General features: G+C 37.7%; 25 protein-coding genes, 1 tRNA gene and 1 pseudogene. 8 read left to right on the top strand and 19 right to left on the bottom strand.

Annotation, left to right across the window (positions count from 1 at the left end; genetic code table 11):
* Positions 1–174: 174 nt before the first annotated feature.
* Entirely contained in the window at positions 175–1,590 is a 1,416-nt protein-coding gene (gene sthA, locus ACK1JC_RS12250) for a Si-specific NAD(P)(+) transhydrogenase (RefSeq protein ID WP_409512151.1), read from the top strand.
* Between the two features lie 112 nt (positions 1,591–1,702).
* On the opposite strand, the gene ACK1JC_RS12255 is transcribed toward sthA, so the two are convergent.
* From ACK1JC_RS12255 to map, 3 genes are all read right to left on the bottom strand, one after another.
* Entirely contained in the window at positions 1,703–1,837 is a 135-nt protein-coding gene (locus tag ACK1JC_RS12255) for a hypothetical protein (RefSeq protein ID WP_409512152.1), read from the bottom strand.
* Entirely contained in the window at positions 1,830–3,056 is a 1,227-nt protein-coding gene (locus tag ACK1JC_RS12260) for an MFS transporter (RefSeq protein WP_409512153.1), read from the bottom strand. The genes ACK1JC_RS12255 and ACK1JC_RS12260 overlap by 8 nt, the downstream gene beginning before the upstream one ends.
* A 237-nt stretch (positions 3,057–3,293) precedes the next feature.
* The gene (gene map / locus ACK1JC_RS12265) at positions 3,294–4,121 is read right to left on the bottom strand and encodes a type I methionyl aminopeptidase (protein WP_409512154.1); all 828 of its coding nucleotides are present in this window, start codon (positions 4,119–4,121) and stop codon (positions 3,294–3,296) included.
* Between the two features lie 223 nt (positions 4,122–4,344).
* Here map and rpsB point away from each other — a divergent pair, with 223 nt between their 5' ends.
* From rpsB to ACK1JC_RS12295, 6 genes are all read left to right on the top strand, one after another.
* Entirely contained in the window at positions 4,345–5,097 is a 753-nt protein-coding gene (gene rpsB / locus ACK1JC_RS12270) for a 30S ribosomal protein S2 (RefSeq protein ID WP_409512155.1), read from the top strand.
* Positions 5,098–5,239: 142 nt separating this feature from the next.
* Entirely contained in the window at positions 5,240–6,118 is an 879-nt protein-coding gene (gene tsf, locus ACK1JC_RS12275) for a translation elongation factor Ts (protein ID WP_409512156.1), read from the top strand.
* Between the two features lie 149 nt (positions 6,119–6,267).
* Positions 6,268–6,867: a DUF3465 domain-containing protein gene (locus ACK1JC_RS12280; protein WP_409512157.1), complete on the top strand. Its 600-nt coding sequence runs from the start codon at positions 6,268–6,270 to the stop codon at positions 6,865–6,867.
* A 118-nt stretch (positions 6,868–6,985) separates the two neighbouring features.
* A complete protein-coding gene (locus tag ACK1JC_RS12285; protein ID WP_409512158.1) occupies positions 6,986–7,816 on the top strand; it encodes a helix-turn-helix domain-containing protein in 831 nt (276 codons plus the stop codon).
* Between the two features lie 149 nt (positions 7,817–7,965).
* On the top strand, positions 7,966–8,754 hold the full coding sequence (locus ACK1JC_RS12290) for an AzlC family ABC transporter permease (protein ID WP_409512159.1): 789 nt from the start codon (positions 7,966–7,968) through the stop codon (positions 8,752–8,754).
* Positions 8,751–9,071: an AzlD domain-containing protein gene (locus ACK1JC_RS12295; protein WP_409512160.1), complete on the top strand. Its 321-nt coding sequence runs from the start codon at positions 8,751–8,753 to the stop codon at positions 9,069–9,071. Before ACK1JC_RS12290 ends, ACK1JC_RS12295 begins: the two co-directional genes overlap by 4 nt.
* A gap of 44 nt (positions 9,072–9,115) precedes the next feature.
* Here ACK1JC_RS12295 and ACK1JC_RS12300 read toward each other — a convergent pair whose 3' ends face one another.
* The 9 genes and pseudogenes from ACK1JC_RS12300 to ACK1JC_RS12340 form a co-directional block, all read right to left on the bottom strand.
* Positions 9,116–9,562, bottom strand: a complete 447-nt coding sequence (locus ACK1JC_RS12300) for a DUF962 domain-containing protein (RefSeq protein ID WP_409512161.1) — start codon at positions 9,560–9,562, stop codon at positions 9,116–9,118.
* 99 nt (positions 9,563–9,661) lie between these two features.
* Positions 9,662–11,467, bottom strand: coding sequence for an amidohydrolase (locus ACK1JC_RS12305; protein ID WP_409512162.1), 1,806 nt, complete (start codon positions 11,465–11,467; stop codon positions 9,662–9,664).
* Positions 11,468–12,309: 842 nt separating this feature from the next.
* A complete protein-coding gene (locus ACK1JC_RS12310; protein WP_409512163.1) occupies positions 12,310–12,921 on the bottom strand; it encodes a septal ring lytic transglycosylase RlpA family protein in 612 nt (203 codons plus the stop codon).
* Between the two features lie 284 nt (positions 12,922–13,205).
* Positions 13,206–14,207 carry a lytic murein transglycosylase B gene (mltB, locus tag ACK1JC_RS12315; protein WP_409512164.1) on the bottom strand — a complete coding sequence of 334 codons (1,002 nt, stop codon included), beginning with the start codon at positions 14,205–14,207 and terminating at the stop codon, positions 13,206–13,208.
* Between the two features lie 65 nt (positions 14,208–14,272).
* Positions 14,273–14,501: pseudogene (locus ACK1JC_RS12320) on the bottom strand (FtsW/RodA/SpoVE family cell cycle protein); the annotation flags it as partial.
* Positions 14,502–14,849: 348 nt separating this feature from the next.
* Positions 14,850–15,500, bottom strand: coding sequence for a hypothetical protein (locus ACK1JC_RS12325; RefSeq protein WP_409512165.1), 651 nt, complete (start codon positions 15,498–15,500; stop codon positions 14,850–14,852).
* 18 nt (positions 15,501–15,518) lie between these two features.
* A complete protein-coding gene (gene queF, locus ACK1JC_RS12330) occupies positions 15,519–16,349 on the bottom strand; it encodes an NADPH-dependent 7-cyano-7-deazaguanine reductase QueF (RefSeq protein ID WP_409512166.1) in 831 nt (276 codons plus the stop codon).
* Positions 16,349–17,122 (bottom strand): ABC transporter permease, encoded by a 774-nt coding sequence (locus tag ACK1JC_RS12335; RefSeq protein ID WP_409512167.1) that lies wholly within the window; start codon positions 17,120–17,122, stop codon positions 16,349–16,351. The genes queF and ACK1JC_RS12335 overlap by 1 nt, the downstream gene beginning before the upstream one ends.
* Positions 17,119–18,054, bottom strand: a complete 936-nt coding sequence (locus ACK1JC_RS12340) for an ABC transporter ATP-binding protein (RefSeq protein ID WP_409512168.1) — start codon at positions 18,052–18,054, stop codon at positions 17,119–17,121. The genes ACK1JC_RS12335 and ACK1JC_RS12340 overlap by 4 nt, the downstream gene beginning before the upstream one ends.
* Before the next feature lie 197 nt (positions 18,055–18,251).
* Here ACK1JC_RS12340 and ACK1JC_RS12345 point away from each other — a divergent pair.
* Positions 18,252–18,327, top strand: a tRNA-Arg gene (locus ACK1JC_RS12345).
* An 80-nt stretch (positions 18,328–18,407) separates the two neighbouring features.
* On the opposite strand, the gene ACK1JC_RS12350 is transcribed toward ACK1JC_RS12345, so the two are convergent.
* The 7 genes from ACK1JC_RS12350 to ACK1JC_RS12380 all read right to left on the bottom strand — a co-directional run bounded on the left by ACK1JC_RS12350 (position 18,408) and on the right by ACK1JC_RS12380 (position 22,201).
* Positions 18,408–18,674, bottom strand: a complete 267-nt coding sequence (locus ACK1JC_RS12350; protein WP_409512169.1) for a hypothetical protein — start codon at positions 18,672–18,674, stop codon at positions 18,408–18,410.
* Between the two features lie 142 nt (positions 18,675–18,816).
* A complete protein-coding gene (locus ACK1JC_RS12355; RefSeq protein WP_409512170.1) occupies positions 18,817–18,960 on the bottom strand; it encodes a hypothetical protein in 144 nt (47 codons plus the stop codon).
* Complete coding sequence (locus ACK1JC_RS12360; protein WP_409512171.1) at positions 18,957–20,249, bottom strand: hypothetical protein; 1,293 nt, start codon at positions 20,247–20,249, stop codon at positions 18,957–18,959. Before ACK1JC_RS12360 ends, ACK1JC_RS12355 begins: the two co-directional genes overlap by 4 nt.
* A gap of 14 nt (positions 20,250–20,263) precedes the next feature.
* On the bottom strand, positions 20,264–20,932 hold the full coding sequence (locus ACK1JC_RS12365) for a DUF1071 domain-containing protein (RefSeq protein WP_409512172.1): 669 nt from the start codon (positions 20,930–20,932) through the stop codon (positions 20,264–20,266).
* A 10-nt stretch (positions 20,933–20,942) separates the two neighbouring features.
* A complete protein-coding gene (locus ACK1JC_RS12370; RefSeq protein WP_409512173.1) occupies positions 20,943–21,215 on the bottom strand; it encodes a putative quorum-sensing-regulated virulence factor in 273 nt (90 codons plus the stop codon).
* On the bottom strand, positions 21,216–21,674 hold the full coding sequence (locus ACK1JC_RS12375) for a hypothetical protein (protein ID WP_409512174.1): 459 nt from the start codon (positions 21,672–21,674) through the stop codon (positions 21,216–21,218). It lies immediately after the preceding gene.
* Positions 21,675–21,862: 188 nt separating this feature from the next.
* Entirely contained in the window at positions 21,863–22,201 is a 339-nt protein-coding gene (locus ACK1JC_RS12380; RefSeq protein ID WP_409512175.1) for a hypothetical protein, read from the bottom strand.
* Positions 22,202–22,290 lie beyond the last annotated feature (89 nt).

The raw sequence follows: 22,290 nt of genomic DNA on the forward strand, positions 1-22,290 counted from the left end.
GACGGGGGATATTTATTGATATTATAGCTGAATTGAAAAATGATAGGGTAAAAACACTATTCATTTACGAAATGTGGTCATCACATAATATATGCAGGGTAAATACAGCAAAATACATAAACTTAGGTCATAATACTGAAGATATATAGACAGAGTTGTGATAAGGAGCTTTGAATGCCACGTAAGAAAGAAATCGTCAGTGGAAGTTTTGTGAAATACGATGCGGTCGTACTTGGCTCAGGACCTGCTGGTGAAGGCGCGGCAATGAAGCTGGCTAAATCGGGCAAACGTGTTGCTATTATTGATGTACGCGAACAGTTAGGTGGTAACTGTACGCATGTGGGTACAATCCCGAGTAAAGCATTGCGTCAAACGGTATCGAGTATTATTCGCTATCAACGTGATCCGATGTTTAAAAAAGTGGGCGACTGGAAACAGTTCACCATGAAACAAGTGTTACACAATGCACATAAAGTGATTCAGCAACAGGTCAATACGCATTCGCGTTTTTATGATCGTAATAATATAGATGTGTATCATGGTCGTGCTTATATTCAAGATCAGAACACTGTTATTATTTTTAGTGAAGATGGTATTGAAGAAACGATCGTATTTAAACAATTGGTGATTGCGACAGGTAGTCGTCCATATCATCCACAAGGTCTTGATTTTAAACATCCTCGTGTATTTGATTCAGATAAAATTTTGGATCTAGATTTTCCTATACATAAAATCATCATTTATGGTGCGGGTGTTATTGGTTGTGAATATGCCTCTATTTTCATTGGTTTAGATCATAAAGTTGACTTAATCAATACTCAACATCAGCTTTTAAGCTATTTAGATGATGAAATTGCCGATGCCTTATCTTATCACTTACGTGAACAAGGCGTATTGATTCGTAACAATGAGCAAATTGATTTCCTTGAAACTTTTGATGATCACGTGGTGATGCATTTACAAAGTGGTAAGAAGATTAAAGCCGATGCAATTTTATGGTGTAATGGTCGTTCAGGAAATACAGATGGTTTAGGTCTTGAAAATGTAGGGATTAAACCGAATAGTCGTGGTCAAATTGCTGTCAATGAAAAATATCAAACCGAAGTAGAGCATATTTATGCTGCAGGTGATGTCATTGGTTGGCCATCATTAGCTTCTGCTGCATATGACCAAGGTCGTTGCGCAGGTGCGAACATGAGCGGTGAGGAAGATGTTAAACCTGTAACGGATATTCCAACAGGGATTTATACCATTCCTGAAATTTCATTCTTTGGTAAAACTGAAAGTCAGTTGACTGAAGAAAAAATTCCGTATGAAGTGGGGCAGGCATCTTTCCGTCATTTGGCACGTGCGCAAATTACTGGTGATACAGTGGGCGAGCTTAAAATCTTGTTCCATCGTGATACTTTAGAATTATTAGGTGTACATTGTTTTGGTAACAATGCCGCTGAAATTATTCACATTGGTCAAGCAGTAATGCAAAGTGGTAACAATACCATTAAGTATTTTGTTGAAACTACATTTAACTATCCAACGATGGCAGAAGCCTATCGTGTAGCGACATTAAATGGTATGAATCGTTTGTTTTAATTATAATTAGTTAATTTGATTTTCTAAGTTATATTACTTAGGTGATTAAAACAAAAACCCATAAGCAAATACTTATGGGTTTTTTAATATTTAAAATTTTATAAAAAATAAATTAATGTGCACAAAAAGCATTATTAAAATATTCAAACAGTTCAGGTGTGTTGAGCCATAAGCCAATAGCCAGACTAAATAAGACTATGATGCCAATCACAATACTTGTTTTTAGCCAAAGTAGTGAATCAGTCATTGACGATCGCCTCCTCATTGACAAAGAAATGTACCACGACACCTAGAGCACTTAATACAATTGAACACATCCAAATCAGGTTATAGTTTCCTGTTATATCGTGGTTTAAGCCACCTAACCATCCACCAAAAAATGATCCAATCTGATGAGTGAAAAATACGATGCCGCTGAGCATAGTGAGATATTTCACACCGAACATATTGGCAACAATACCGTTTGTAAGTGGAACAGTAGATAACCATAATAGTCCCATAATAATACCAAAAGCATAAACTGTATAAAGGCTTAACGGTAATGCAAGAAATGAAATAATGGTAATGCCACGTAAACCATAAAGCCACATAAGTAAATGTGGTTTTGAGTATTTATCACCGAGCCAACCTGCGCTATAGGTACCAATAATATTAAATAGTCCAACTAAAGCTAAAAAGACCGTACCTGTCGAGGCATCAAAACCATGATCAATTAAATAACCTGGTAAATGAATCCCTAGGAAAACGACCTGAAAACCACAGACTAAAAAGCCTAAAGCCAGCCATAAAAATGGTTTGTGATTAAACGCAATTTTTAAAATTTGTTTAAAGGACATATTTGGCTTGTTGGCTTGCTTAATGGCATTGGGTGCTACATAAGCAGGTGCTTTAAGCAGCCAAGCCAGCGGAATAACCAATGCAACTAAAATAGCACTAATCACCAATGCAGATGACCATCCAAAATGCTTAATCAGTAGTAGGGTTGTTGGCAACATGATAAATTGCCCAAATGACCCTGCTGCACTCGCAATCCCCATCGCCATACCTCGTTTAGAGGGATGTGCTGCACGACCAACGGCAGACAATAAAACGGAAAAAGATGTTGCAGACAACGCCATGCCGATAATTAAGCCAGCGCTCAAATCAAGTAGCCACACACTTGAGCTGACTGACATCAGTCCTAAACCAATACAATACAGAACACCACCAACAGCTACGACTTTTTTACTTCCGTACTTATCTGCTAACGCTCCAGTGAATGGTTGTACTGCACCCCAAAGTAGATTTTGAAATGCAATTGCCAAGCTAAAAACTTGATGGCTCCATCCAAATTCGTGACTCATTGGCACAAGGTATAAGCCAAAGCCATGCCGAATGCCTAAGGAGAGCGCCAAAATAAATGCACTTCCAATGAGCATATATATGAGGGGCTTGGAGAAGCGAGTTTCATCCTGAGTGACTGACATACATCATTCCGTTGAATCGTAATATGAGAATATTAAAGTATTCACTGGCAAGTAGCGACAGAATAAATATTTATCGATTGATAAATTCTATTTATGGCATATTTTTTTGTATTAATGATTTTATTTTGAAAAAATGAGAGCTAATAAAAAAGGTCATTTTTAAAATGACCTTTTTTGCGCTAAAAAATAAATCTTTTTTTTGCACTATGTTTTTAACAAAATATGACCAAAGATATATTATTGAACAAAACGGGATAAATCCTCTTCAGGACGTGCAGTAAGGATTTCAACACCATTTTTAGTTACAAGCAATGTATGTTCATATTGTGCAGATAAACTATGATCTTTAGTTACAACTGTCCATTTATCACCAAGGAGTTTAGTTTTCCAATCACCACCATTGACCATAGGTTCAATGGTAAAAGTCATACCTTCTTCAAGTACCATGCCGCTATTGCCTTGACCATAGTGAAGTACTTGTGGTTCATCATGGAAAACCGTACCAATACCGTGACCGCAATATTCACGTACAACACCAAAACGCTCAGACTCTACATATTTTTGAATCGCAGCGCCAATATCACCAATGGTTGAGCCAGGTTTTACCGTTTCAATACCACGGTACATCGCTTCTTGAGCAACTTTACATAAACGCTCAGCCAAAATTGTGGTTTCACCGCCCACGATATACATCATGTTGGTGTCGCCGTGGAAACCATCTTTAATGACAGTGACATCAATATTTAAAATATCGCCTTTTTTCAGAATTTTACTATCTGATGGAATGCCGTGGCAGACCACATGGTTGACAGATGTGCAGATTACATGCTGAAAAGCAGGGCGACCAGGTGCGGCGCCATAACCTAGGCAAGCAGGAATAGCCTCTTGTTTATTGACAATATAGTCATGACAAATCGTATCCAATTCGAGTGTAGAAACACCTGGTTTGATATGCGGTTTGATCATATCCAAAACCTCTGCCGCTAATCGTCCTGCAATACGCATTTTCTCAATTTCATCTGCGGTTTTGATTAAACGACGTGGAGCTTCATAAGTACTGTTCATGATCTTTAAAAACTTTTGGAAATTTGTATGTGACTATGGTATAAATAGCCGCCCAATTTATCAAATGCTTTCTGTTACTTTCTTTCTTTGAGAAAGACGGATGGTTATTTAGATAAGGGGCATTTAAAAATCCGCACATATGTCGTCACATTACTCTGGGTGCCTGAATAAGGTGGAGAATGCGGACATATGGAGGCCTAACCCAAACTTTAAGGTAAAGAAAATGGCAGATTACAACGTAAGCATGCGCGACCTTCTAACAGCTGGCGCACACTTTGGTCACCAAACTCGCTTCTGGAACCCAAAAATGAGTCAATACATTTTTGGTGCGCGTAACAAAATTCACATCATTAACCTTGAGCACACTGTTCCTGCGTTAAACGATGCTTTGAACTTTGTTAACAAACTTGCTAGCAAGAAAAACAAAGTGTTATTCGTTGGTACTAAACGTGCTGCTTCTAACATCATCCGTGAACAAGCTCAACGCGCAGGTCAACCATATGTTGATCACCGCTGGTTGGGTGGTATGTTGACTAACTGGAAAACTCTTCGTCAGTCAATCAACCGTTTAAAAGACCTTCAAACTCAATCACAAGATGGTACTTTTGCTAAACTTACTAAACGTGAAGCATTAGAACGTACTCGTGAAATGGAAAAACTTGAACGTGGTCTTGGTGGTGTTAAGAACATGGGCGGTTTACCTGACGCATTGTTCATCATTGACGTTGATCACGAAGCGATTGCAATTAAAGAAGCTAAGAACCTTGGTATTCCTGTAATTGGTATCGTTGATACAAACTCTAACCCAGATAACGTAGATTTCGTTATTCCTGGTAATGATGATGCGATTCGTGCTGTTACTCTTTATGCTTCTGCTATGGCTGATGCGATTCTTGCTGGTAAAGAATTTGCTCAAACTCAAGCAAATGCACAAGCTAAAGGCGAAGAAGCTGCGAAAGAAGCTCCTGAAGCTTAATGCGTTTTTGATGCAACCTTGTCACTTTTGCGACATGTAAGGGTGGCAATTAAGCGTCAAACAGGCAGAAACGGCTCAGATTTAAGGTTTGGGCCGTTTTTGTTCAACAGATTCATTTTTCTACCGTATTTAGGAGAACAACATGACTGCAGTTACTGCGAGCATGGTAAAAGAATTACGTGACCGTACTGGTCTTGCGATGATGGAATGCAAAAAAGCATTGACAGAAGCAGACGGTGATATTGAATTAGCGATTGATAACCTTCGTAAATCAGGTCAAGCAAAAGCTGCTAAAAAAGCAGGTAATATTGCTGCTGATGGCGCAATTACAATTGTTCAAGATGGCAACAAAGCAATTATTCTTGAAGTAAACTGTCAAACTGACTTCGTTGCTAAAGACGAAAACTTTGCTGGTTTCTCTACTAAAGTTGCTACTGCTGCGCTTGCTGCAAACGAAACTGATGCTGCTAAAATTGTTGAACTTAAACTTGAAGATGGTCTTACTGTAGAAGAAGCGCGTATTGCACTTGTTCAAAAAATCGGTGAAAACATTCAAGTACGTCGTGCAAAAATTGTTGAAGGCGAAAACCTTGCAGTTTATAAACACGGTTTACGTATTGGTGTTGTTGTGTCTTACACAGGTTCTGCGGAAACTGGTAAAGGTGTTGCAATGCACGTTGCTGCGTTCAACCCAGTTGCTGTAACTGCTGAAGATGTTCCTGCTGAGCTTGTTGCTAAAGAGAAAGAAATTGCTGAAGCTAAAGCAATCGAATCTGGTAAGCCTGCAAATATCGTTGAAAAAATGGTTTCTGGTTCAGTTGACAAATACTTGAACGAAGTTGTTCTTGAGCGTCAAATGTACGTAATCGACAACGATAAGAAAGTTGCTGAAATCCTTAAATCAACTGCGACAACAATCGTTGAGTTTGTTCGTTTCGAAGTTGGTGAAGGTATTGAGAAGAAAGCTGAAATGAGCTTTGCTGATGAAGTTGCTGCTGCTCAAGCTGCTGCTGCTCAATAAGTTTTATTGATTCAGTTTTTCTGAATCGGTGAAATAAAAAACCCTCAAATATTTTTGAGGGTTTTTTATTTGTTTAAATTTCAAGACTGATTACATTTATATAAGATGAAACATCTTATAATACTAAAAATTAATTTAAATCTATTGTTATGGCAAATAAAATAAATTTGGGTATTGGTGTGGTTATTATACTGCTTGTTACAGTGTATTTTGGTGTGGATCTTAATCAAAATCAGCGTGAAACAGCAAAGCCTCAAATACTACAGCAATCAAGTGAACGATCACAGTCACAAGAAAAATTACCATCTTCGCTTGAGCAGTTAGATCAACCATTGCATGCAGATCAGCATTCAAATACATCATCGGATGATGAAAAAACACAGCATGGTACATCGAATAGCAGTCAGAATCGTCATGGTTTAGAGGTTATTCGTCAATCATTTGACCGTAAAATTAGTAATGTTCAGGTGCAGTCTGAAGGTCGGGTAAAAGCGATTTTACGAGATGATAATGAGGGTTCACGCCATCAAAAATTTATTTTGTCTTTGAATAATGGTTTGACGATTTTAGTGGCACACAATATAGATTTATCACCACGAATTGAAAATTTGAAAAAAGGCGATGTTGTTGAGTTTTTTGGCGAGTATGAATATAGCCCGCAAGGTGGTGTAATGCATTGGACACATCATGATCCACGAGGTCATCATACCGATGGTTGGTTAAAGCATCAGGGTAAAACTTATAAATAATTTTTGTTAAAGAAATTAGAAGTGCTTTTCGTGAAATGACGAATTAAAAATAGCAATTTTGTTCTATATTACACAAAGTATTGATTTTAAAATAAAGCTGTATATGTAGGAATATCATATGAGCATTATAAAGGAACATGCTGATTTTATTCATCTTAAAGAATTTGGTGGTTTAGAATTACTTAAAGCACGTTATCATCACAAGCAGTTTTCGCGTCATGTTCATGAAGGTTATTGTATAGGTGTGATTGAGGAAGGGGCGCAAAGTTTCTTTCGTACAGGTCAGCTACATACAGCACCGAAAGGTGACATTATTTTGGTCAATGCTGATGAGATTCATACAGGCTCTTCTGCTGTAGAATCGGGTTGGGGTTATCGGGCGATTTATCCAACCTATGAAATGTTACATGATGTCAGTCAAGATTTTTTTACTGTAAAGAACAGTGTGCCATGGTTTCCTCAGGCTGTAGTGCATGATGTAGGTTTAGCACAACAACTGATTTTACTATTTGATTTATTAGAACAAAAAGAAAATACGCTATTGAAAGAAAGTATGTATTTATCGACTTTGGCACGCTTATTTCAATTGTATGGTCGTGCCAAATTGAGCCAAGCGGAATTGCCCGAAGCACAGCGTAAAGTGGAGCTAATCAAAGATTTACTGAGTGCATTTCCTGCACATGATTTTTCTTTAACTGAGCTTGCAGCGCATGTTGGTTTAAGTCCATGGCATTTTTTAAGAGAATTTAAAAAACATACAGGATTACCTCCGCACAGTTGGCTAATTCAGATTCGTTTACGTTATGCACGGCAATTGCTCAAACAAGGCGAGAGCATTGCGCAAACAGCACAAAATAGTGGTTTCTCTGATCAAAGCCATTTAAATCGTCATTTTAAAAAAGCGATGGGTGTAACACCTGCACAATATTTATTAAATTTTAAGCATTAATTTATAGTTGTAGTGGCAAGTGAGTGATTTAATTTCAAAATAAGGGTTAATTTATTATTCATTTGCTACAAATAGCAATTTTGTTCAAGGCAAACTTATTTAATTGGAAGATATTGAAGGGTATTCAAAAAGTAAATTCAGGATGTTGAATGTCGGATTTTAATGAAATAAATGCGGAATCAATACGATCAGAACATATTGCTCAAGCCAATTCAAATCAAATCCATTTAAGTAAAACCCATTTAAGTGAAACAAGTAACACTGCATTATTTCGTCAGGGTGTATTAGATATTTTACCTTTATCGATTGCAGTTTTACCTTGGGGGATTTTGGCGGGCTCAATGGCAATCAATGCAGGATTATCAACTGCACAGGCTTTTGCTATGTCATCAGTGATTTTTGCAGGTGCCGCACAGTTGGTGAGCTTGGGCTTGGTCATGTCAGATGCATCGGCATTGACCATACTACTGACGGTTTTCTTTTTGACATCACAACATTTAATTTATGCATTGAATATGCGTGCAGATATTCAACATTTTTCTTGGCAGAAAAGATTGGTGATAGGCTTTTTGTTGACTGATGAATTATTTGCAGTCAGTCAACGTGAAAAAGCATCTAAGAAGTTTGCGTATTTATTTGGTGCAGGGCTATGTTTTTATTTGAGTTGGTGTGTTTTTAGTGTACTTGGTATGTTGCTTGCACGTTCAATCCCAAATTTGTACAGTTTGCATTTAGATTTTTCTATTGCAGCATTGTTTATCTTAATTATTGTGCCATTAATTAAGAATTTAGCATCTTTGGTTGGTGTATTGGTAACAGTTATTTTCGTGTGCATATTTAAATATTTTGCAATTGAAGCAGGTATTGTTTTGGCAGCCCTTATGGGAATGCTGAGTGCGGTTTGTGTGCAAAAAGCTCAAAAAGGAGCGCAAAAATGACTTGGTTGCTCATATGTAGTTTAGCGTTGATTGTATTTATTAATCGTTATGTTTTTCTTGAACCTAAAGTTGTAATTCGCTTGCCTGTATTTTTCCAACAAATGTTGCAATATTCTGCACCATGTCTATTGGTTGCAATTTGTGCGCCGATTGTCTTTTTCCAAGGTGATCAATTGCGAGTGAATATTTTTGATCCCTATATTTTAAGTGCGACTTTGTGTGTGATTTTGGCACTTTTGAATCAACGGATTTTGCTGAATTTGAGTCTTGCTTTAGTGTGTTTTTATACACTCAATTATTTATTATTGCACGCTTAAATGGGTCAGATTTTCTAAAAAATACCGACCCATGCTAATTTGCGCTAAAAAGCCTCTTTTTGGCGTGTTTTCCATTTAGGTGCTACTTTGCCTAAATAGGCATCCATGCACCATAGAGGTCCAATTAGGAGAAATTGGAGGTCTTTAAAGAATGAAGGCTTTTTACCTTCCACTTTGTGACCATAGAATTGTCCAATCCAAGCCACGACAAAGAGCCCGATATAGAATCCTGCTCCGACTGGTAGAATCACAATGAGCCATGCCATGACAAATAATAAGGCTGCCATTGCAACTGCTAAAACAAGATCAAGTCGTGCATAAAAAACCAAAGTTAAAACGAGAATGAGTGCTGTGAGCATTGCACTAAATTGTGCGAGGATGCCAATAATTGAAAACAAGATGGCAGGTACACAGAGCCAGTGAATGACTTTGTTGGTTTTATTTTGGTGGCTTTCGCTATATTCATCTAACCATTCCGTTACGGTTTTCATTGTTGCAATCCTCGCTCAATCATTTGATTTTTTATTGAGAGAAATATAACCTGAAAATTGACATGGGTCAAAATTCAGGTCATCACCACATACAACAATTTATTTTTCAATTGCTTGATAAACTGATTGTCCTTCTTTGTAGGTCGCTAAAATTTTGATGTTTTTAATCTGTTGTGGCTCAATAGTGATTGGGTTGTCACTGAGGATGACAAAATCGGCGAGTTTACCTGCGGTCAGTGTACCTTTACGATCTTCTTCAAAGTATTGATATGCAGCCCAATCCGTCATACTTTTAAGTCCAATATAAGGACTGACTTTTTGGTCTTGACCTAAAAGCTTACCACTGCGTGTGGTTCGGTTTACCGTTGCATCCAAGGTCATCATGCTGTTTGGTGGAATGACAGGGGCATCATGATGTTCTGTAAATATCATACCACGTCGAAGTGCAGATCCTGTTGGTGAGATACGATCAGCTCGTTCAAGACCTAAAGTCTCTTGAACATGCCAATCTCCCCAATAATACGTATGTAATGAAAAGAACGATGGAATTAGTTTTAATTTCTTCGCTGTATCTAATTGATCTTCTCGCATAGTTTGCGCATGAATAATCACATTACGGCGGTCAGCTTCTGGAAATTTTTGTTCTGATTTTTGAATGACTCTTAGATATTGATCAATTGCTGCATCACCGTTGGCGTGTGCAAGAACCTGCCAGTGGTTTTTAAAAGCTAGATCAATGGCATCTTGAACAGTTTTTTCTTGAGGGTAAGCAGGATAGCCACGATATGATTTTGATTGCCCTTCAGGTGGAATTAGATACGGTTTTGTTAGCCAAGCTGTTTTTCCTTGTGGTGATCCATCTAAGCTGATTTTTACACCACCTATTCGATAATGGTTTTGATACTGCACGCTACTGCCATTTTTCAGCATATAGTCTTTTTCAGAAATGAGGTCAGGATAGACCACAACATCGATTGGTAGTCTTTTCTGTAGAGCCAAGTTTCGCCATAATTCAGCAGTACCTGCATCTGCACGACCCTCTTGAACGGTGGTATAGCCATTTTTTATATACGTTTTCAAGGCAGTCTGTGCCATTTGAAGCATCACATCGGGTGGAACATTTTTAAATGCTTGCAACATAGAACTAAAGACAACGCTTTCTTCAAGTACACCATTTGGAATTTGTGTATTTTTAACACGACGGATGACACCGCCATCAGGATCGGGAGTATTCTGATTAATTTTGAGTAATTCTAGCGCTTTATGGTTTGCTGAGGCGAGGTGTCCAGACTGATGCAAAATTAGAATGGGTTGATCTTTGGAAACTTGATCGAGATCATCTGCAGTGGGATGACGCTTTTCTTTTAGCTGAGCATCATCATAGCCATTGCCTATAATCCAACCCGAAGTTGCACGAATAAATTCAGGATTATCTTTTTGCCATTGTTTAAGTGATGCAATCAGAGAGGGGATATCTGTGACATTGCCATCGGGTGGTGCATATAAATTAGCAACGGTTTGCTGCATACCAACGGAGTTAACGTGGCTATGTGCATCAATTAGTCCGGGAATGGCGGTGCGCTGATGTAAATTAAGCTCTTTCGCATTTGGGGCACGTTTTTTGGCTTCAGCTAAAGAGCCATTGAACTGGATGATGCCATTTTCAATTAGCAGTGCTTCACTATACTGCGGTGTATCTCCTTGCATGGTTAAAATAGGTCCGCCAAATACAATAAGATTTGAAGATTTTGGGATCTGTTGTTGTTGAGCGAATTGAATGGGTTGTGTACAAGCAATAAGTAATGGCGTGAGAGCAAATAATGTTGAAAAATTGGCGCTTTTTTTGAAAAAATGTCTCAATGTTTTTGAGGACTGGGTGTGAGCTGGTTGTAAGTTATTTGTCATCATCTTCCCCTGAATATCCACTTCATGTGAATTTTTTAAATAGCTGATTCTAAAATAACAAACAAGCATGTATTTAAGCTAGGGACTGATACACAGTTTTCTGAGGAATTTGTTTAAAAATGTATTTGAAACTAATACTTAAAATATCATCAAAAGCATAAAGTATATAATAATTTTATGCCAAGCCTGTCAAAGGTGGCACTGTGACCGATTGGAATTGGAATAGATAATAAACCCACCATGGTAGTTCCTAAAATAATACTACCATAGTTAAAAATATTAATTCGTGTAAGAATTTTATCACGACGGTTTGGAACAAGCTTTACTGCTACTGAGAAAGTGAGTGATGCCAAAGCACCAATAACAATACAAAATTATTGGCTAGCACTATAGAGTAGGTAAACTAAACGCCAACAAGTGTTATTGATACTGTGGATTTAGCCAGTAATAGAGATGTCAGCAAAATACTCATTTGATAGGTAGCATAGCCTAAGGATGTGATAGTTACAGATGCTATCAAAGTATCTTCAAGATATATCGTATTTCATGTACGGATGGCAGAATCTACAGTAAAGGTAATTAGAATAATTAAACCGTAGGAAAAAATAATTTTAAAGATGAAATTGTTGTTGTATGCATGGATTGTTTTGCTTTGTATGAATAATTACTTAAAACTGAGTCTACAATTATTGCTACGGTAGTTAATGCTACTGTTGAACTAAACCTTGTCGATACAGGAGCAGGGCGTGAAAATTTCACCAAAAAATGCAGTAGCGGTAAAGCAATTAAAAAGCCACTTTTTAAAGTGGCTTTTTATTCATGAGCAATGCAGTGCACATGAATTACGAATTTGGACCATCGACACGTTCGATACTGACACGGCCAGTACCTGAGTTAGTCATACCTAACTGTTTAGCAGCACCGTAGGAAAGATCAAGTACGCGGTTACCATGGAATGGACCACGATCATTCACTTTCACCACAACACTTTTGCCATTATCTTTGTTGGTTACACGGATGTAACAGTTCAAAGGTAGGCTACGGTGAGCTGCAGTTAAGGCATTCATGTTGAATGTATCGCCACTTGCAGTTTTACGACCATGAAACTGACGACCATACCATGACGCAACGCCTGTTTGGCTAAATTTGCGGACAGTGCTAGAAGCAACTGTGTTCAATTTATCAATAACTGAAGGTTCATCTTTTGGGATTTCGATTTTAGCAGCAATCGTTTCACGACGAATCTTATCACCAGAGCGTTCAGTGATTGTTAAACTGTTTAAGTTTGAAAAGTGCGAATTAAAGTTATTCGCGTCTTTGCTGATCACACGGGAAGCAAGACTTGAGCTGTCTGAATCATTGTTTAGGTATGATGACTGAACCATTTCTGAGTTCACCTGAGTCATACTTAAACCCATCGTCAGGGCAGCAATATATTTAAGTGAAGCATGCATCGTTTAACTCCTTGGAACCTCGGATTACTTTCATAAGTCGCTGAAAATTAACCACTGAGGTCTGTAAATTCACTTGTGCAACTGCATTTAGCGGTAGGCGATAATATTCATGCAGTCACAAAGCTGTCTACTAAAAAGTGAAAAACAGTTACAAAAAGGACAAAAACTTACGCAATACGGTTGAAAAATAATCAATATTGTAACAATTTATAAAAAAAGTCTGTTTTGTGCACTATTTTGCAAAAATATTTATTGACTTTTTTTAATTACTGAAATTACAAGTCTTAACGACTTGCAATTTCAGTGCCTAAAAGCCATAACGCTGTTGCGTACATACGGCTCTTATTATAGGTTGTAATGACTTGGAAATTTGGGTAGGTGATGTAGTAAATAGGACCATAATCATCTTGTAGTTGTATGACATTGACCATATCCAAATCGTCAAATTTAACGATTGGATTCATTGGAGAAATTCCTTGTTTCTTCAAAATTCCATATGGTGTTGGTTGGGTTAAATCTTTGGCAATCACTGATTCTGGATTGTTCCCTGTGTAGCGTGCTGGAAATGCGATAGGTTGGTTGCGCTGCCACCCATGTTGTGACAGATAATTAGCAATAGAGCCAATTGCATCGACAGCAGAATTTCGAAGGTCAACATGACCATTACCATCATAGTCCACCCCAAATTTTGGAATGTTGCTTGGCATAAACTGGGGGTAGCCCACAGCCCCTGCATAAGATCCAACAACTGAATTGGTCGGTACCCCATCTTTATAAGACCAGGCAATGAGTGCAGACAGTTCATCTTGGAAATATGCAGCACGGCGTTCGTAGCCAAAGCCGAGTGTTGCAAGGGCATCACGGGTAATAAAATTGCCTTTGTTAGAGCCAAAACCAGTTTCTACACCCAAAATACCCAAAATAATGGCTTGAGGTACACCGTATTGTTGTTCCGCACGATTTAGTGTTTCGGCATATTGATTTTTAAAACGCACACCGCGTTGAATTGTACCTTCTGATAAAAAATTGGTCTTATATTCATACCACGGCTTACTTTCACCAGGTCGATTCATAATATTGATAATACTTGGTATGTTTTTTGAACCATTCATTGCCCAGTCGACTTGTTGTTCGCTTAAACCATAGGTTTGCATTGTCTTGGTTTTGAAGTTGTTATAATTTGGATTACTCGCAAAATCATTGGCTTGGCAAAAGCTAGATAGCGGTAAAGCGATAGCACAGAGACTCAGATTTCTTAACTTATGAAAAATCCCAGATTTAAACATGTGTTCTATTTTCCTAATGATTAATATAAAAATATGCATAAAAACATCGATAACGATGTATAAAATTAACGGTGAGTATGAATAGATATCACAATACCAAAAGTTGCCATTAACGTAATAATCACAGTACTGCCATAACGCATAAATGGTAGTGGCACACCGACTACATGTAAAATACCATTGACCATGCTTGTATTTACAAATCTATACACAAAAATGATCATCCAAAGGCATCAAAACAAGGCATCCATAATTGCAAAGACAATTCAGGTTGATTTGGAAAGTTCTAAAAAGAGTGATGAAATTAAAGGATGATCAATAAACGCATGTAGATGCTAACACAATCAATCTGGAGCAGATGCTCATCAAATGTGTACATGAACTTTAAGGCGTTTGATGCTGTATTAAATGCTGTTAGATTGAACAAATAAGCCGATTTTTAATACTGTATTTAGCGTTGGTTTTTCTATTGAATGTGACTGAATTGAAGTACAGAAAAATGACTATATATAGTAGAAGAGTAATAGTGTTAGTAAATGAAAAAAGCCACGAACAATGAGAACGTGACTTTTATATGAAAGATTAAATATTGAGAATCAAACTTGAGTCTTATGAAACTTATTTTTTAATCAAATTTTTAGATTAATTAAAAAATAATGTGTCGTGATATTCAGCAATTGCACTGATTTCAATTTTATTTAAATTTGGAATCAGTTTATCTACAGCAATATGCACCGCCTTAGTGACTGCTGCTGCACCAATATCAGACGCTTTGCGTTTAATCATACCCAAATCAAGTGTTTTGTTGAAATCACGCATGAAGTGGTTAATGGTGGCATCGGCGAACTGCTTGTACTGTTCAGATAAAACAGCACGATTGATATCACCATTTTCTTTGATTTCAGCAAAACTATTTTTTAAGTTGGTTACGAGTGAAGAACTAAGTTCTACACCAACTACGCTATGTCCCGCAGGCGTTTTAAATAAGCTACGTTCAGAAAATTCAATCGATTGGCGTACCACATCATTATCAGCTTTACTGAGTAATTGTTTGAGAAGTACGGCAACTGTTGACTTTACATAACCTGCTAATTTTTCAGCAGTATCACGCTTATCACTTGCAGGAAAACGACGTACAAGTTCAATTAAAACCGCATCAAGGATTTCGTCATTAATTAATAATGCAGTTTGATCACGTAATGGGTAAAGCGGTTCATTAGAATTTTTTTTCTCAATTCCAGTCTGAATGTTCTTTAACAGTTCTTCAGAAGGAACAAAACCAAAAAAGGGCATTGTAAAAACCTCAATGTTTTATTGTCGCGCCAATCGAATTGGGCTTGGCATCCATGATTCATCCGATACACGTACAGGGTTAATATCCAATCCACCACGACGTGTATATGTTGCATACACCATCAGCTTTTCTGGTTGTAGTATTTGCCAAATATCAGCAAAAATTTGTTCCACACATTGTTCGTGGAAACCATTATGTTGACGGTAAGAAATAATATAAGCTAAAAGATTACGATAACAAGGTTTTTTACCTTGATAACGAATAAAAACTGTTCCCCAATCGGGCTGACCCGTTACAGGGCAATTACTTCTAAGTAGATGTGAATATAGCTCTACTTCGATGGACTCTACATTTTCCTGATTTGTATCAGTTTGATCAAGACGAAGTAAAGTTGCATCAGGATGATTAGATAAACGTTCAGGCACTTGATCATCAATACAAGTACCAGATGGTTTGGTAATATCTAACTCATCTGCTTGAAATAAAGTTAATGTCACAGGTGCTTGTGCAACATGTGATAAATCTTTTTCAACAGTCGCAATAAAAGCATCTTTAGATTCAAATTGAGTGAAGTTCATACTATTGAAGTAGAGCTTTAATGATTTTGACTCGATCAAGTTTGGCGAGGAAGCAGGTAATGTAATACGCCCAATAGCCACTTGTGGAATTCCATGTACATTCAGCCATGAAATTTCAAAGACATGCCACCAATCCTTGCCTTTGTAGATTCCATCTATATGCGCATATTTTTCACGTGGCTGAGCACGTGAAATTGGGAAAAGAATATCGGGCTGATAAGTAGTCGGGTAGTCGGTTTCTTTACCTAAAAGAGAGAGTTCAACAGTCATTATTCACGCATTCCTGCACCACGAGAAAGTAAATAGTAGGCAATACCATAAAGTAGTCCACAGCATAAGGTCACAACAGTAAGTGATAAAGAAACATTCACATCACTATGACCTAAGATGCCGTAACGGAAGGCATTAACCATATATACAATCGGGTTAATTAAAGAGAGATTTTGCCAAAAAGGGCTGAGAGCACTAATTGAATAGAATACACCACCTAAATAAGTTAGGGGAGTTAGTACAAAGGTAGGGATGATTGAAATATCATCAAAAGATTTTGCATATACAGCGTTAATTAAACCACCCAATGAAAACAATAGGGAGGTGATAACGACTGTATATATAGTCACAAAAATATTATGAATAGCTAAATCGGTGAAAAATAGGCTCATTACTGTGACAATAGCACCGACTAAGATACCTCGACTTAACCCACCAATCACAAAGCCGAGTAAAACCAAATGTAAAGGTACAGGACTCATAATTAGTTCTTCAATGCTTTTTTGAAATTTGGCACTGAAGTAGCTTGAAGAGACATTGGCATAACTATTGGTAATTACAGCCATCATAATAAGACCAGGAACAATGAATTGCATATAGGTGAAACCACCCATTTGTCCAATACGTGAACCGACCAAATTACCAAAAATCACAAAGTACAAACTCATCGTAATTGCGGGTGGTAGTAATGTTTGTGGCCAAATTCGCATAAAACGACGAATTTCTTTAGAGACGAGGGTATAAAGTGCAACTCTCATTTGGCTAAAATTCATTGAGCAGCTCCTTCAAGATTTTTTTCCACCATTTTGACAAATAACTCTTCTAGACGGTTGGATTTGTTACGCATACTTCGTACTTGAATACCTTTTGCTTCAAAAAGTTGGAATAAATCATTCATGGAATGCATTTTATCCATGGTTACTTCTAAAGTTACAGAGTCAATAAAGCTAAATTTGAGCCCAATAATATCAATGTTGAATGGTTCAATCGGATGATCTAAGTCAAAAATAAAAGACTCTTCATTGAGCTGATTTAAAAAGGCTTTCATGGTGGTATCTTCTTTGATTACACCACGGTCAATAATGGCAATACGACGTGCCAACAATTCGGCTTCTTCTAAATAGTGCGTTGTTAAAATAATAGATGTGCCATTTTCATTCATTTCAGTGAGAAAGTCCCACATTGATCGGCGTAGCTCAATGTCTACACCTGCGGTCGGCTCATCTAAAATAAGTAGTTTAGGTTCATGCATCATGGCACGGGCAATCATGAGGCGACGTTTCATCCCTCCTGAGAGCATACGACCTTGAGTATTGCGTTTTTCCCATAAGCCTAATTTTTCTAAATAATGTTCAGCCCGTTGTTCAGCAGTTTTCTTTGGAATGCCATAATAGCCTGCTTGAGTGACCAAAATATCAAAGGTCTTTTCAAATTGACCAAAGTTAAACTCTTGTGGCACAACACCTAAATTCTGTTTCGCTGCAGATGGATGAGTATCTAAGCTGTGTCCAAAAATTTCAACGGTGCCTGAAGTTTTTTTGGTCAATGAGCTGATGATGCTGATCGTTGTCGATTTACCTGCGCCATTTGGCCCCAATAATGCATAAAATTCACCTTCGGGGACGGTTAAATCGATGCCTTTTAATGCTTGAAAACCATTTTTATAGGTTTTGGATAAATCTCTTAACGTCAATGCATCAGTCATGAAATTCTCATAGATTGAAATAAAGTCATATTGTGAGTGATCTTGTTGAATAAACCAAGCTTGATACATGGAATAGTGCGTTGCGTTTAATGAGTATTGTATAAAGTGTGAACAGCAATGCCTGCTATTTGGGTTAAAGCATTGATATAAGCTTTACCTTGTCATTTTTTTTGTTATGATGTGCGCATTCTACAAAAGCGCTCATAGCTCAACTGGATAGAGTACAGGTCTCCGAAGCCTGTGGCGTGGGTTCGAGTCCCGCTGAGCGCACCATAACACCGAATAAAATCAGTAGTTTATATATTGTTTGGCGTATTTTTGGCGTAATCCATATTTTTTTAAGAAAAACCCCGCTATATTTTGCGGGGTCTGCCTACTGCTTTTTTTAAGTCCTCTGGTCGCTCACTTAGCCATTTTGAAAGCCTACCAAGATTCCATCGCCTACCTTTTACTGTTTCTGTAATGTATTTAGGTTTTGGAAAATCTTTTAAGCAAATAATAGAGGCTTTAAAATAACCTTTTTCATAACTTAAAAATTCTGCAGCTTGTTCATCAGTCAGCCAAATATCTGATGGTGGTAGTGCAACAATAAAATTACCCATACTTGCTATTGCTGTCATGACACCTCCTTGAAACTCTGAATAATTTCTTTCCATTGAAACACTTCAAAAGACGAGCCCTTTATTGTTTCTACCTTGTGTTCATTACGCTCACATGTAGGGCATGGACCAAGCCAAGTGATTTGCAAGTTTTGAATATCCATCACACTCTCCAATTCGCTTCTTTAAATTTCGCATCAATGATCAACTCTTCAATTTCACCAACACTGACGTTCTGAAAAATATGATCCATTTTCACCCCGAACACTGTCAGTGTTCGGGTGATAGAGGAATAGTTGAATTTCATGAAGCCACCTGCGAACCCTGATTTAACAATTCAAAGCGACGCTTCTTAACAAGGTCCATTAGCTTTGGTTGAATATCAGCGTGACGAGAGCGAATTTCAGGCAAGAGTTCATTTAACTCATGCTCATTTTGAGTATTTTGAATCTGTACCATTAATGAAGGTGGTTCTGTCGCTACTTTTTCTTTTTGATCATTCAGTTCGATCAATCGCTTATTCATAGCTTGAATGACAGGTTTTCGCTGTTCCTCATTCCAAGATTTTGTATAGCGAATTTGTGCATTAACTTCGATTGGTGTTTGAGCATTAGCTACTGCGGCAAGGATTGCGTCTAAATGCTCTTGATGTTCAGAGTCAGGCTCCATATGTCCCAATGTTGTTTTACGCTCAGCAAAGATGGCCAACAATTCTTGATGATCTTCAGGTTTCAGTTTTGCAGCTGAAATAGCAGGTGTAAGTCGCTCTAAAGCATCGATTGAATCCATGTCATATATGTGACTAATCAGAACTTCCTTAGTTTTTTTATACAGAAGATCAATAGGTGTGCCGTCGCAATCACCAGCACTTTCTTTCAGTGCCGCCTTTTCAGCCTGCGCATTAATGAGATCAATAGTACTTGGTTTATTGAAATCAGTAATTTCAATGGTGTTTTCCACTTCTAAAATCAAAGAGTCTTCAGAAGTGGTCACATTCTCTTGAGCTATGATTGTGATGGCTTGGGTAGGTTCAGCCAATTCTTCAGCCTTATTCTCCCAAGGCGTATCTTCACTTTCTACACCTGAAGGCTCAACGTCAGCAATGGCCACAGACGCATCAGCAGTCTTTTTCCGTGATTGGCGTTTTTTGGTTTCAACAGGTTGATCACTGTCTTTTTCTACTGCATAACCTTTTTGAAGATAGATCGTATTTTCAAAACCTAAAACCTTTTGGATCGCCTCGAGCTGTTTGCTTGCATTCTCACGATCTCGTTGTGCAAATCCAGCTTTAACATTTTCTACGAGTTGAGTATTGCTACTACAGAACTGAGTTAAAGTAACTCGGTTGAAGTTCTCTACAATACAAACCTCTTGGCCATCTACCAATTCATCGAGAGAAAAGGGCTTTAGAAATGTAATGCCTGCTAATTCAATAGAATCAATTTTGATAGAGAACTCATAACCCGGCATTGCAAAAATAGTGGCAGGGAATTGATCCAAGTCATTAAAATCAGCCAATTGATCTACAGCACGACACATGATCTTTTTGCCAGCCATTAATGCTGTAAAAGCTTCATTACTATTTAGAATATTCATGCTTACTCTCCCAATTAATGATGTCTTTGATTATTTTGTTGTGAGTGATTTTGTGGTGGTGGAGTTGGCGACCACCCCATTTGATCAGCACGTGCCTGACAAGCTTTTTGAATAGCATTATTGAATTTTGTTGGACCAAATGTATCTATAGCCTTATCCAAAGTTGATGGATTTTTTGCATTTGCTATTGATTTCAATGCATCTTGATAACGCTGATCTAAAGTTTTTTGCTGTTGTCCTGATTGTTGATGGTTCTGATTTTGCTGAGCCTGTTTTTCTTCTTCAGGTAGGTCTTCACCTGCATAGATGTAAAGACCTAAACCATGAGCAGCTATTCCTTTCACCAGGCAACGCATCATTGCACTATTAACATCAAAAGCATTGGGGTTTTGGATTGCTTTGTTCATGTTGTTCATCACAGGTAAAAACATATAAATGCTTTTACCAAACATAATTACGTCACACTGGACCATCATTGTTCCATCGGCAAAGATCATTGGCTCACGGAAATTCCATGATGCTTGTGGATCAGCTTTCATTGCTTCAGCTACTGCAAAGGCCCAAGATAAATAAGTAAATTTACCTTTCTTTTCAGTATGACCATTCACATTGATCTTAGATAAAGCGACAAAATTATTGACCTGCTCAACATTTGGAACAGTGGTGTTTTTTGAATTTTCCATGATCCGCCCCTTAATTATATTTAGCATTGTTATAAGCAATGCGTTGTTCTTTGCTGTAATGATTATCACGTTGAAAACATGGCTTGCTGAACATGATTGCATCAGCTTGGCGTCTCTTGAATTCAGGAATACCTGGTAATGATTCCAAACTTTTACGCAAGTTTTCATTCAAAGTTTTAAGTTCCAACAACCAAACAACATAGCTAATTTTTAGCTTTGTTAACGCTGTACCCTTATATTTGCCAAAGGGCATAACTTCCACTTTTGGAATAGATGTAGTCATTTAAACGCCCTCCAACATGCGGTTTTGAAGCATGTGAGCTACCAACATTGCATTGATAGTCAAATGGTCATTGAAGTCGGTGAAGTCAGAAATTTTATTACCTGAATTGTCATAAGCCTGATCTACCGCAAGGTCTAGGATTTCAGCATTCATGAAATCACTACCTGGTACACCGTAGTCATCTTCAACAGTGTTGTATTTGAAATTCACATCGAGTGTGAAGCCATCTAAGCGAACGACTGCAGTACCTGTATTTTCTTGAAGCGCCATAGCCGCTACAGCATTTTGAGCAGGGGTGTGTACAGGGGTTGCTAATTTGTACTCTGTGAATTGAGGGTTATAAGCAATTGCTAGGGCACCTGTAGTGAATAAACCACTGATTGCTACGGCTTTAATAAACCCGAATCGCTGTACACGATGTGTAACGACAGGGTTGATTGATGTTGGTTTTAGATTCATAATTGCCTCGTTGAGTAAATTAGCCCTAGATGTCGAGTCGGAGGGCTTTTTTATTGGGTATGAGGTGTAATTTAGTATTTACTAAATAATTAGTCAATAGTTTTGCTAAATAAATTTAGTGAAATATTTAGTTAATAGTAACTTAGGCAAAAAAAACCCGCATTAAGCGGGCTTTTAACTGAAAAATATCAACATTGAATACTGTCTTTCTTCTTGTAGTAATCTAAAGCCATATCCATATCGGCTAACAGTTTCTCCTCTGTATAAGTATTTCCTTCAGTTTTAAGCATAGAGGGTACATAGTTGGTTTTATACTCTGCGGGGAAGTCAACGCAAGCGATCTGCTTCTTCTCCGCAATAGGAGTAGTAGGAGAGTCCAATTTATCAAGGAATGCAGTAATTGCTGCATCAGACTTTTCAAATTGAGCACTGAGCTTAGATTGATCTTCGGGTGATAATTCGGCTTCCTTTTGACAGCCAGTGATAGTTAGGGAAAGTAGCAGGGTGGCGAGTATTATTTTATTCATTATTAGTATTCTTGATATACGCTGAATTATCAGGAGACTTTCCCTTGGGAGATTCTAGGCAGCCAACTTATAAAAGTCTTCGGCCATTT

The sequence above is a fragment of the Acinetobacter sp. TY2 genome (assembly GCF_046269225.1).
Lineage (GTDB): Bacteria > Pseudomonadota > Gammaproteobacteria > Pseudomonadales > Moraxellaceae > Acinetobacter.